Origin of the sequence: Alteromonas lipotrueae (assembly GCF_019249215.1) — a bacterium.
GTDB lineage: Bacteria > Pseudomonadota > Gammaproteobacteria > Enterobacterales > Alteromonadaceae > Alteromonas > Alteromonas lipotrueae.
On sequence record NZ_JAESDI010000004.1, the window covers coordinates 111435 to 123794 of the forward strand.

8 protein-coding genes and 1 pseudogene are annotated in these 12360 nt (G+C 44.3%); 4 read left to right on the top strand and 5 right to left on the bottom strand.

The features are described 5' to 3' along the window. Positions 1–58: 58 nt before the first annotated feature. Both nagA and JKP82_RS05465 read right to left on the bottom strand, forming a co-directional pair. On the bottom strand, positions 59–1180 hold the full coding sequence (nagA, locus tag JKP82_RS05460) for an N-acetylglucosamine-6-phosphate deacetylase (protein ID WP_159529000.1): 1122 nt from the start codon (positions 1178–1180) through the stop codon (positions 59–61). Then, entirely contained in the window at positions 1180–2151 is a 972-nt protein-coding gene (locus JKP82_RS05465) for a glucosamine kinase nucleotide-binding domain-containing protein (protein ID WP_218396143.1), read from the bottom strand. The genes nagA and JKP82_RS05465 overlap by 1 nt, the downstream gene beginning before the upstream one ends. A gap of 357 nt (positions 2152–2508) precedes the next feature. Between JKP82_RS05465 and JKP82_RS05470 the strand changes: the two genes are divergently transcribed. Then, the gene (locus tag JKP82_RS05470; RefSeq protein WP_159528996.1) at positions 2509–3159 is read left to right on the top strand and encodes a sulfotransferase family 2 domain-containing protein; all 651 of its coding nucleotides are present in this window, start codon (positions 2509–2511) and stop codon (positions 3157–3159) included. 120 nt (positions 3160–3279) lie between these two features. On the opposite strand, the gene JKP82_RS05475 is transcribed toward JKP82_RS05470, so the two are convergent. From JKP82_RS05475 to sbcD, 3 genes are all read right to left on the bottom strand, one after another. Further along, positions 3280–4839 (bottom strand): sensor domain-containing diguanylate cyclase, encoded by a 1560-nt coding sequence (locus JKP82_RS05475; protein ID WP_159528994.1) that lies wholly within the window; start codon positions 4837–4839, stop codon positions 3280–3282. Positions 4840–5091: 252 nt separating this feature from the next. Then, on the bottom strand, positions 5092–8763 hold the full coding sequence (locus JKP82_RS05480) for an AAA family ATPase (protein ID WP_218396146.1): 3672 nt from the start codon (positions 8761–8763) through the stop codon (positions 5092–5094). Beyond that, positions 8760–10106: an exonuclease subunit SbcD gene (sbcD, locus tag JKP82_RS05485; protein WP_218396148.1), complete on the bottom strand. Its 1347-nt coding sequence runs from the start codon at positions 10104–10106 to the stop codon at positions 8760–8762. The genes JKP82_RS05480 and sbcD overlap by 4 nt, the downstream gene beginning before the upstream one ends. Before the next feature lie 644 nt (positions 10107–10750). Here sbcD and JKP82_RS21040 point away from each other — a divergent pair. From JKP82_RS21040 to JKP82_RS05495, 3 genes and pseudogenes are all read left to right on the top strand, one after another. Continuing rightward, positions 10751–11062: pseudogene (locus JKP82_RS21040) on the top strand (PAS domain-containing protein); the annotation flags it as partial. A gap of 183 nt (positions 11063–11245) precedes the next feature. After that, positions 11246–11593 carry a methyl-accepting chemotaxis protein gene (locus JKP82_RS21045; protein WP_373996585.1) on the top strand — a complete coding sequence of 116 codons (348 nt, stop codon included), beginning with the start codon at positions 11246–11248 and terminating at the stop codon, positions 11591–11593. A gap of 88 nt (positions 11594–11681) precedes the next feature. Then, positions 11682–12287, top strand: a complete 606-nt coding sequence (locus JKP82_RS05495; RefSeq protein WP_159528986.1) for a YigZ family protein — start codon at positions 11682–11684, stop codon at positions 12285–12287. The last annotated feature ends 73 nt before the right edge of the window (positions 12288–12360 follow it).

Sequence of the window (12360 nt, forward strand, 5' to 3'; positions counted from 1 at the left end):
GACAGTCTCAGAACGCTGATCCACAGCACACTGGGGTAATATACGCTTGAAGCTTGGGTTATTGAAGCCTTCCTTTTACCCAAATCTTGGCTAACTTAATAGTGTCATCTACTAATAATACATTCGCATATTGCCCTGCTGCGATACTGCCTAGTGTTTTCTGCATACCCATAAAGGTTGCAGGCGTACTGCTGGCCATTGCACTTGCTTGGGGTAAGCTTACGCCTAAATCTTTACAGGTATTTACTACTGCCCCATGCATATCTAAGCATGAACCGGCCAATGTGCCATCAGGGGTGGTGAGTTTATTGCCACTGCGCCTAATTTCGGTATTAAAGAATGCAAGCGTGTTTAAATTGCTCCCCACATGCGCCATAGCATCGGTCACCAGCATTAATTTTTCTTTGCCTTTAACCTTTATGGCCAACTCAGCACTTTTAGGGTGAACATGATGATGATCCACAATTAACCCACAATAAGCGCTATCAAACAACAACGCTGCCCCCACCGCGCCTGGCGCGCGCGAAGTAAACGCTGACATTGCATTGTACAAATGGGTGAAACCACTCGCCCCAGCGTTAAGCGCATCGCTCACTTTTTCGAAGCTAGCATTGGTGTGCCCTAATGCAACCACTACTCCTTCTGCCACCATTTCTTTTATAAAACTAAGGCTCACACTTTCAGGCGCCACCGTTAACAGTACCTTACCAATATCCTTTCGGCACAAAGTCGCCAGCTCACTATCATGTGGCGTACGAATAAAGCTTTCTTCATGCACCCCTTTTTTCGCGGTGCTTAAAAATGGTCCTTCATAATGAATACCATCAATATTAGGATGATTGTTGGCAATGGCTTCACTTACCGCATCAGCGGCCTTAGCCATAGTCGTCGCATTATCGGTAATAAGCGTAGGCAACATACTGGTAGTGCCGAACTGCAAATGCGCATTCGCCATGGTTTTTAGTGCATCGTACGTAGGCGTATGATTAAACAGTATTCCCCCGCCACCATTCACCTGTGTATCGATGTACCCAGGAATAAGCGTACCTGCGTACTTTTCTGCAAGCTCTTCCTTTGTGGCATCTCGAATGTTTTGAATCACGCCCTGTTCTATACACAGCGTTTTATTTAACTGAATGCCTGCGTTGGTCAGTACTTTGTGTGCTGTAATTGTTTGCATTAAGCCAGTGCTGCCTTTTGTTTTGCGTATTGAATAACCCCGACTTCGGGTGACGATTTGGGCGTAATTAATTTTGATTGAATATCAGCACTTAACAACGGCTGATATACATGGCTTAGCCCACCCACTAAACAGATGGGCAAATCTTGATTATTGGTGAATGCTTTTTTATTAGATGCCTTCTCGTTAGGTGTCTTCCCATTAGATGTCTTGCAGGTGAGTGTTTGACCAACAGCGTTGAGGTAGCTAGCACCTTGTTGAATAAGTACCCCGGCTGCCAAGCAACCTCTTTCATAAGCCTTCACCACACTAGGGGCTAGTGCACCGAACTCTTTACCTCTAAAGTCCGCCACTTTTGTTACCAGCTGGTGTGCGTTTGACACGGATAAATTGTCGCAGACAGATGCAAACAAGAGGCTTTGAGGAATAAGTTCATCAAACACCAAAAAGCTGTGTTTAACCGCCTCATGGCCTAACCAACCGCCACTGGCATTGTCGCTAATTGGCAGCCCATAACCGCCCTTGTCTTTAAAATCGTGCGCTTGAGTACTGGTACCAGCGCCAGTAAAAACCGTAGCCGCCGACCCAGTGCCGCAAATAATTAATGCACCGGCATAGCCGTTATGAGCACCAAGACAGGCTGCATGCAAATCACTAATGACCGTTACCGCTTTGAAGGGGTGCGCTAAACTGAGAAACTGTTTTAATGCGCTGGGAATATTTGCGCCAGCAAGCCCTGCGGCAAGGTGTATTTGATTGAGCTTGATTGCTGAGTTTGTAGGCTCACTCGCAGCGCTAATGGCTTTTTCACTAGCATCGATAATTGACTGCATTGCGACAACAGGATTGGTCATGATATTGGCGGAACCGGATTCGGCGCAGCTCAATACGTTACCTTGCTCATCCTCTAACTGCACTCTGCAGTGAGTACCGCCGCCATCCACACCAATATAAAAACTCTGATCTACCATTTAATTTTACGTTCCATTTTCATGCTACTATCAGTGGCAATAAGGAGTGCTAAGTAAAGCCATTTATCAGCTTGCACTTGGCGCCGCCGTTAGTTTATCAACGCTTCACTTAACCGCATTTTATCATAGCTTTACTCTCTACCAACAAAAAGCAAAAGCCATCCGATCTCGTCATTTTGTGTCGTTTATTCCGTCTTTTGATCCATCTTTTTCACCACCTTTTGACCCACCTCTTATTTCAACTTTTACTCCAACTTTTTTCCCAATTAGGTATGGCTCAGACATCCATCTAGTTGTCAAAATTAACCGCCAGACTGTATTGATACCTAAAATCAGCTTCAACAAGGAATTTATCCGGTGCTACTTTCTCATAATAAACAGTTTCTCTTTGTACATATTGCCAAAACAGGGGGCACGAGTATTCGAGAGGCACTTTCACAGTATCGCTGGGGACACCGCTACGCCATAGCACAATTTATCAGTAATAAAGTGAGTCAGTTTTGTGGTCACAAGATTGGTAGCCGCTTTCCCCGCCATTCTCGCATTATTGCGGCAAAAGAAATGCTACCTGAAGAATACTTTCATGGATTGTATAAGTTTTCAGTGGTGAGAAACCCTTGGGACTTGCAAGTAAGCTCCTACCATCATATTAAACGCGAACGGCCTCAAGTGATGAAAGGTCATGATACCTTCGAGCGCTTTATGCGATGGAAATTTAATCCTGAGCGTCCATATCAATACCACATAGACACATCACTACAATTGCAAAGCGATTATCTTGTCGATTTACAAGGCAATTTGTTAACTGATTTTATCGGACACTACGAAAATTTACAGGAAGACTTTGATGCTATCTGTTCGCACTTGTCCATTCCCACATCGATACTTCCCCATAAACGTAAAGCAACAGACAGAAGCCGCTATCAAGGGTATTACACGGATGATCTAAAGCGCTTAGTGGATAACCACTTCGCAAAAGACATTCAATTATTAGGTTACCGCTTTTGATGTTAGTGAGAATGCTTAAAGGTATATAAGCCTAATGTGAAACACCATTGTATTATTTGAAGAGGCCAGTTCAATAAGCCAGTGCTCATTAAGTTAGCGCCCTCTTGATATTGGATAGTGTTAGATGGGCTGTGATACTTTAGTGTGGTGCGCTTTCTTTTGTTCATACATTAGGCGGTCAGCCTCTTGAAGCAAGGCATCTAAGTTCTTGCACGACGTATCAGTTATCACTCCGCCTACACTCGCCGTAACGGGAATTTGAGCATTAGGCGTTTGAATAGTTAGGTTACTTAAGCGCGCTTTAATTCGCCCCACCAACCGTTCAGACTGACTACGGCTGTGGCAATAACTTAACACCACAAACTCATCGCCGCCTAACCTACCTACCACATCTCGTTCGCGACATTGGCGTTTGAGAATTTTAGCCAAAATACGCAGTACATCATCGCCTGATTGATGCCCAAATGAGTCATTAATTCGCTTGAAATTGTCCACATCAATAAACATTAAGGTGATGTAACCACCGTGTCGATTAAAGTCATCCAAGAGTACTTTTGCCGCCCCTTGCCACCCGTCGCGATTGAGAATATGGCACAGCGGATCCGTAGCGGCACGCTTAAATGCTGCCATCCTGTCATTATCAAGCTTTTTCACTTTTTGCGCTGCAGCGAAAGCAAAAATTAACGCTTCTATTGTTACTGCTATGATAAGCCCATAGCGCTGAAGGAACGGACTGAAGTCTTTCAAATAGAACCTAGCCAGCATAGCAACCATTATTATCGACACCCCCAATAATACTAACTTTGCGCAGTGTACTTTATGATAAGCCGCATAAAGTATGGCTGATAAAATACCAGCCATGATAACCAGAGTTAGTTTCGACATGACCTTGTTTATCATCATGCTTACATCACTACTTAACACTAACTGAACGCTCACCAAAACTAATATGATTAGCGATAAATAGTGCAGTGCGCTTCTTTGCCACTTTTTTAGCAACGCCTTAAAATCGAGCAATTGATCTAAAAATCGCAAAGAAGCAAAGATGGTCAGCCCGGCAAAAAATACACTTAGCTGAATGCTATTTAACCACTGCACATTGGGTAATAAGGTGTAAATTACCCCTTCCTGCAACAAGAAAAAGATGGCCGCACTCGCCACGTAGAAACTGTAGGAATAGAACCCAAGACTTCGCATGCTATTGCCCAGCACCCCAACATAAATTGCTAAGGCAAAGCAGAAGCCTGCAAATGCACTCAGTGTTAACGTATGTATGGTATTAAATGCGTAGAAATCAGGCACTGAGGATATACTGGGGTACAGCGCCCTATCAAACTGGGCTTCTATATCTAAGTAGTAAGACGCTGCGCCAGTGGGAAGCATATAGGCGTGCCGCGCGCTCGGCAGTTCGATTGGCTGGGTTAAAGTAGGTGCTGCTGAACGCTGGGTTTCTAAGGTACCGGTTACAGAAGCATCAACCTCTAACCGATACAGCTCGGATTTATTAATGAAGTTGCGGGGAAAATGGAATATATGCGGGTGTGCTAAATCACAGCTTAGTGTTAAACGCTGCTCGCCTTTCACCATTGGAATAGGTGTGCCCACTTTGCTGTTTAATGGTGAGGTTATAACGCACGACGCGAACACACTCTCACTGATAAAAATGCACAAAACTGCCATCAGTAATTTTACTGACCTTCTTACATTCAGGTCGCACATGGAAGGTTACTCGCCCCCAACAATCTGTACTGATGCAAGATCCAATTTGCATGGAATTACCTTATAAACTTCACCCTGACTAAACAATATGCGCCGTTAAAATTACAACACAGATTAGTCGGCATCACCTCTAAAACCGCCGTGTTGTATGCGATAGTCCATTAAAGGCTATTTTTAGTGTAGCTTCAAAAAATAGAACCTGCCAAATATCCGTCAATTTTCTGTCGCAGAGTAACGTTTTTCCAGCGCGCTTAATCCTACGCCATTTCGCTTTATCACTTTAAGCTGGGTAGGAATACGCTCTTTCATCGCTTCTATGTGGCTAATAACACCAATCATTTTACCGCTAGCATTTAGGTTATCTAATGCATCTAAGGCAACATCTAAAGTTTCGGCATCTAGCGTACCAAAGCCCTCATCAAGGAAAAGAGAATCTATGCTCGTTTTAAAACTCACTAAATCAGACAAGGCCAGCGCTAACGCTAAACTCACCAGAAAGCTTTCGCCTCCCGATAGGGTTTTAGTATCGCGCACCACATCCCCCTGCCACGTGTCTAATACACTCAAACCTAAACTGTCTTTTGTGTTGCGGGTAAGCTGGTAACGCCCGTGCAACCTATCGAGTTGTTGATTGGCTAAACGAACTAAATTATCTAGCGTTAAGCCTTGTGCAAATCGTCTAAATTTATCGCCGCTGGCTGAGCCAATAAGAGAGTGCAAATAAGCAATATCATCATACGATGTTTCAAACTCACGCATTTCATTGATTAAGCTTTGCTGTTTTTCAATCGCCTGCCTATTACTCTCTAACTGTTGAGATAGTTGCCCTTGTTGTGCCAGTAACCGATCTTTTTCATCATCTTTCTCATTCAAACTTGCCTGTGTCGCTTCTGCAGTCGATTGTTGCCATTTCGTGGCGTGTTCATGTGCTAGTAAAGTGCTGTGCTTTTGCGTGGCGGTATTTAATAACAACTGCGCATTCTGCTGCTCACGCTCAATTAATTGCTTCCTTTGAAGTAAACGCTGGCGTTCTTCATAGGGCAATAATGCACTTAAAAATTCGGTTTCATCAGCAAACGGGCTTTGGCTTAATGCGGAATCGAATTCGACTTGCTTTGCTTCCTTGGCTTGTTGTTTTTCTTCTAACTCTGCAGTGAGTATTTTTAGTTGGGCGGTAGTATTTTCTAACGCTCGTTGCACCTCGCGAAGGGCAGTGTCACATTCTTTATAGCGCTGCTCTTTTGCTGATAGGGTGTGCTGAATTTCACGTCTAGCAGCGCCAATATCCCCTTGGGGGAACAAATCATGACGTTTAGCACGTTGCGCTTCACGCTGGGCTTCAATTTCTTGAATACGTGTATTGTATAATTGGGCTTCTTTATCTGCAGCCGCTTTAATTTCACTTTGCTCAACCACTTTATCTTTAAGGGCTTTTAACTCGTGAGACAAGGTACTGTGCAGACGAGTTTTCTCTTGAAACGCTTCCACATCTTTATGTTTTTGAGCAAGCCACTCAGCCATATTGGCACCCGGTGTTAAACCCACGCTTTCAATCTCATCAATAAGCGTGCGGCGATTATGGGCAAGTGCGGTCTCAATACTAGATTTAGTCGTGTGGAAGTCGTCTAGTTGCCCTTCTAGTTGCGAGACTTTTGCCGTTAAAAGCGCCATCTCACTGTTTATTGATTCTATTTGCTGCTGATGCAAAAGCGTCTTATTTTTGGCTTCGGCTAATTTTTCCTCGCTAGCGCGTATATTGCTAAGCTGGGCGTTTAAGCGAGATTGACGTGCTTTGCAGTTCAGCTGAAGCTGGTGAAAAGACTCAACATCTGAAATAACAACGCTAGCCTTCAAAGACGTCATTGCCCCTTGCCAGTCGGCTTCAAGTTGAGAAAAGGCTGCGAGTGCTTCTGCGATCACCTTCTCGCACTGCTGTTTTTCGAACTCGGCGGTGTTGATTTGCTCTCGCTTTTGCGTACCTAGTTTCTCTATATTCTCAAGTGAGCGGGTTAGTTCGTCGCGCTTGGCAATGGTTTCAGGCACATCAATATTCATCAAAGAAGCATCGTGCTCAGTGGCACCGCACAAGGGGCATGCCTCGCCTTGTGAGAGCGTTTGGCGTAAATGTGCAAGCTCAGCATCTAACTTAATTAACGATTCAACGTCTTTTAAATGGCTGTGCGTGGCTTTATAACTAGCCACTAACTCTGCCCGCTCTTGTTCAAGGGTTTCAATATTGGATAACAATGACGTTAGTCTTTCAGACTTTTCAGTATGGCTATTTTTATGATTGATATAAAGCCGCTGCCATTGTTCGCACGACGCAAGAACAGGCCAGTTATTATTAAGCACTGCGATATCTGCATTAACGCTGGCTGTATCACCATTACTAAGGAGTTGATTGAGGCTAGATTCACACAGTGAAACGTTATCTGCGCTTTGTTGATGTAACGCCACCACATTAGTTTTGGCGTGTTGTTTCTCAGCTAAATCGGCCACGGCACCGTCTTTAAGCTGCTGCGTTGCGGTTATTTTCTTGGTTATTTCCGCTAGCGTACTTTCGTCATCGCTAAATCGAGCCGCTTTTTCTTTCCAGCCACTGATTTCGCCTGCCATCTTACCATTTGCCGCATGAACATTAAGGTAGGTGGTTAACTCATCCAGCGTGCGCTTTTTACCTTCAAGTTCATCAGAGTATGCTTGCTGGCTTTCTTGCGCTCGGCCCTGCTTTATTTTCGCATCAGCTAGCGACTGCTGGTTTGTCTCAATGCGATTGGTAAGCTTATTGATTTCAGTATCAATCGGAATGATTTGTTCGTTAATCAGGGTTTCAATACGCTGCTGGTCGGCTCTTGCTTTGGTAAAGTTCGCCTCACTGCTTTCAAATTCGGCCTGCCGAGTTTGTTGCTGGCTTTCTAAACCTGGCAGTTGCTGTTGTTTCAGGCTGAGATTGTTGGCAATACGCTGCACATCGTCACTTAGCTGACTAAGAGCCAAGTGGGGTAAGCGAAGCAATTCCGCCGGCTCACCAGCAACTAATAGCGCTAGTTCGCCTTTTGCCTGCTCGAAAATGTTATTTGCTTCAACTAATGCCGCGTTCGCCTTAGTAAGCTCTTGTTGATTTTGCTCACACGCCTGTTGCCATTGCAACTGTTCTCGTAGCGAGACAATCTCGGTATTTACAGTAAGTAGCTGGGTTTTAAATTGGTCCAGCTGCGAACTAAGTTCGCTATGTTGCGCTTCACTGAGTAATGCTACGCCTTCCAGTTTTAGCTTGAATTCCCGTTTTGTGGTTTCTGCTGCCTTATATTTCTCATGAATCGCTTGAGATAACTGACCATAAATTTCTGTGCCAGTAAGCTCTTCTAATAATTCAGCCCTATCGCCTTCGTTTGCATTTAGAAAGGCCGCGAAGTCGCCTTGGGAGAGCATCATTGATTTTGTAAAGCGCGCAAAGTTAAGACCCGTCAGGCGTTCAATCTCTTCACACTTGGGTCTGACTTGGGTGGCCAACACTTTGCCAGATTCTACTTCTGCTAATTCCACGTCAGCAGACTGCAAATTACCATCAGCCTTCCCTCTAGCGCGCCGCATACTCCAAAACGCGCGATACGCTTTGCCCTTTATATCGAATTCAACTTCAGCTAAGCACTCTGACGTACCACGGGTCATAATATCGTTCGAGGTAGTCGAAATAGTGCCCAAGCGCGGCGTTTGGTGATAAAGCGCTAAACAAATAGCATCAAGCAATGTAGTTTTGCCTGCCCCTGTTGGGCCGGTAATGGCAAACAAACCGTTGTCGATGAAAGGAGACTGGGTGAAATCTATCTTCCACTCCCCTTTTAAAGCATTTAGATTTTTGAGCCTAAGGGTAAGAATTTTCATAGGTTCCCCTCACTTGCAGGTGAGGTATTAACAGGTGCGTTATTTTGCTTTTCATCAATAGCGCTGTTCACATCGGTAGCATTGGCATTATCTGCGGCTTCATTGCCCTTATGTGATAACTGCACATCGTCTACCACCTGCTCGAACAAGGTTTGTATTCGCTGTTTGCGTTGTTGGTCGTCGTCAGACTCAAACGCTTCCAGTGACAATCTTGCATCAAAAACCTCATGCACAGACAACTCACTTAAGTTAACCTTATTTTCTGCTGAAATAGCGCTGGCTCTTTGTTTACGCATTCGCTTTAATTGCAAAATTTCCGCGGGCTTGTCATCTATTAATGCTTGAATACGCTGCTGTAGGTCGGTTAAGTAATCTTGGGTTTCTACTTCAATACACAGCCATGCAGGGTGCTCTGCGCTTGCGGCTTGCATTACCTCGTTTTGCTTTAAGGCAAGCTCAATATCCTCTAAGTTACCTCGTAAAACTGCCATCGCTTGAAAGCGGGGAATAGGTTTACTTTCTACCTGCACTAATGTTTTGTTTTCGAACGTGGCTATCAATACTTGTTTTTGTGACTTTAGTTCATCGAAGCTTAACGGAAGAGGCGAGCCAGAATATCGAATATGGTCGCACCCTGCCACTTTTTGGGGTCGGTGAATGTGGCCAAGCGCAATATAATCTGCCGGAGGAAACCCTTCGGCTGAAAAACCCTCTAGTGTTCCTATATAAATGTCGCGCACACTTTCACTTTCACTCACCCCTAAAGCCGTTAAGTGTCCAGTGGCAATAATTGGCACTTCTACATGCAATTCCTTGCGTTTATCTAACGCAATCTGAAAAAGGTTGACGTAGTGCTGCTTTATAGCCTCGCCCAGCGCCTGACGTTTTTCAATTGCCGATTCTCCTGCTTCGCTTCTTAAAACATCCCGAGCACGGATAAAAGGCACAGCACACAGTATTGCGCCTATTTCCCCACCCCTGGTGTGTAAAGGCAGTACTTGCGCTTCGCTATCGCCATAGGTGCTAGCAATAACATGGCAGTTTAGGTAAGACAGTAACTCCCTGCTTTCATTTAATACCGACACCGAGTCATGATTGCCCCCTAATACCACTAAAGTGCATCCCATACCCTGAAAATCACCCACTAGTTGATGATACAGCTCCCGTGCGTAACTTGGCGGTGTACCAGTGTCAAAAATATCACCGGCCACAACAACAGCATCTATATTTTCTTGATCAACCACCCCAAGCAGCCACTTAAAAAATTGCTCATGTTCATTCTTGCGACTTTTAGTAAAGAAACTTTGGCCTAAGTGCCAATCTGAGGTGTGAAGAATTTTCATGTAAGTTGACTCTAAAATGCAGTTAAAAATGGATAAAAAGTGTTCAAGTATAAAAAAATAGTAATTTTGAACGTTTAGTTATTAAATGACATACCCAAAAAAGTACTAATTTCATCTATTGTCTAAACGCGTTTTAAAATTAACCGTTCTATACTCTCCGTACTTTATTAGAGATTAACGGAGCCATCATGTTTGTATCCAGTTCACGATATAATAAGGAAGTTGCTTCACTCACGGATGAGAACGCCAGCTTAGCAGCTACGCTAAGTGCATTGAAAGATAACCTTGCGTACGCGGTTTATTCAGAAAGAGGAGATTGTCTGTTTGCATCGTCTCCGCTTTTAAATATTTTAGCGCGCCCCAATACGGCTACGACTTCTTTCAACCACAAAGATCTTCGTGTCCCAGGTATTCAGAGTGATAACGATTATCGTATATTTTGGCAGTCGTTGGTAAATGGAGAATCTTACACGAATACCGTTGCGATGAAAGCAGAGACCGGCGAAACAAAGTGGCTGAATGCCAGCTATGTAAATGTGGTAAATAATAACGGCGTTGAAATTCATGCTGTTTATCATGATGTTACCGAGCAAGAAAATGCACTATTTTCTGGAAAGTCTATTACCGACGCACTTAACAAATCGATGGCCGTTATCGAGTTTGAACCAGATGGCACCATTGTTACTGCCAATGAAAACTTTACCGCGACCGTTAAATACAGTCTTGATGAGATCAAAGGTAAACACCATCGCATGTTCTGTAAAGACGACTTTTATCAGAACAACCCACAGTTTTGGCAAAACCTAGCAAGTGGTCAATTCTCTTCGGGAAGTTTTGAGCGTATCAACGCTGATAGAGAAACTTTATGGCTCGAAGCAACGTACAACCCCGTTTTTGATGGCGCGGGAAAAGTGGTGAAGGTAATTAAGTTTGCTTCAGATGTTACCGCCCAGGTTCAAGAAAAGCATGCTATTGCGCAAGCCGCCGAGCTTGCTGTATCTACCGCAGAAGAAACGTCGCAAATTGCCTCAGATGGCGCCTCTTCTCTTCAACGTAGTATTGATGTATTCCAAGTTGCGTTAGACGAAGTTGATCAAACTAATAAGTTAATGCACGAACTCAGTGAGCAATCGCTGAAAATTGAAACTATCGTAACCACAATTAGCGGAATTGCCGATCAGACCAACCTTCTTGCACTGAATGCTGCTATTGAAGCGGCCCGCGCAGGCGAGCAAGGTCGTGGCTTCGCCGTAGTTGCTGATGAAGTTCGTCAACTTGCACAGCGTACTAGTGATTCAACAGTAGAAATTGAATCTGTAGTGGCTGAAAACCGCAAACTTGCGAATAAATCGACGAGCAAAATGGCAGTAGTGAAGGACAACGTAGACCTTAACAGTCAGCAAATCACCCAAGTACAGGGTGTGATGGATGAAATCCTTAAAGGTGCGACAAACGTATCGGAAACGGTTTCAGGCATTCTACGTTAATGTAAAGTAGTTTCTAGTAAAGTAGTAAAACACAAAACGTTGTTGTACCTGTATTTAGCCTAACGCGAAATTCAGTTACAATGACGTGATGTCGTATCCCGTCCCCGCTCAACAGATTGAAACCCTGTACGAGATTAAAAAAAGTAAGTTTATTGCCTTTGCCGCTTTCGCCGATAGCCGCGAAGCCGCTATGGCACACCTCGCAAATGTAAAGCAACAATACCCAGATGCTCGCCATCATTGTTGGGCGTATTTACTTGGTAATCCCCATTCCCCATCCAGCGCAGCAATGGCCGACGACGGCGAACCAAGTGGCACAGCCGGAAAACCCATTCTTAATGTTTTACAGCACAAAGGTGTGGGCGATGTCATGGTGATTGTTACCCGCTACTTTGGCGGTATTAAGTTGGGTGCAGGTGGTTTAGTGCGAGCTTACTCAGCCTCGGCGCAGCAAGCTATGGAACAACTTCCCACGCGAGAAGAAGTGCGTCTTTATGATGTCTCTATTAATATCGATTTTAAGCACGAGCAATTTATCCGGCATTTATGCGAACAATTTTCGGGCAAGGTAGTTAGGTGTAACTATGCACAGCACGTTACCGTTGATGTGCAATTGCCAAGTCACGCCATCGACGAGTTTCAAGAAAAAACTGCTGCCATGGCTATTAGTTTAACGCGCTCTGACAATGACTAATCATTGTTGGTAATCCCAGCACTTATCTAAAATATGTAACGAGAATTTATGACGAGCATTAAAAAGCCCGCTC

Bases quoted from the DNA above. Each gene is read 5' to 3' on its own strand.
- nagA (WP_159529000.1), bottom strand. From the start codon at position 1,180: ATGCAAACAATTACAGCACACAAAGTACTGACCAACGCAGGCATTCAG.
- JKP82_RS05475 (WP_159528994.1), bottom strand. From the start codon at position 4,839: ATGGCAGTTTTGTGCATTTTTATCAGTGAGAGTGTGTTCGCGTCGTGC.
- JKP82_RS05480 (WP_218396146.1), bottom strand. From the start codon at position 8,763: ATGAAAATTCTTACCCTTAGGCTCAAAAATCTAAATGCTTTAAAAGGG.
- JKP82_RS05465 (WP_218396143.1), bottom strand. From the start codon at position 2,151: ATGGTAGATCAGAGTTTTTATATTGGTGTGGATGGCGGCGGTACTCAC.
- sbcD (WP_218396148.1), bottom strand. From the start codon at position 10,106: ATGAAAATTCTTCACACCTCAGATTGGCACTTAGGCCAAAGTTTCTTT.
- JKP82_RS05495 (WP_159528986.1), top strand. From the start codon at position 11,682: ATGTCGTATCCCGTCCCCGCTCAACAGATTGAAACCCTGTACGAGATT.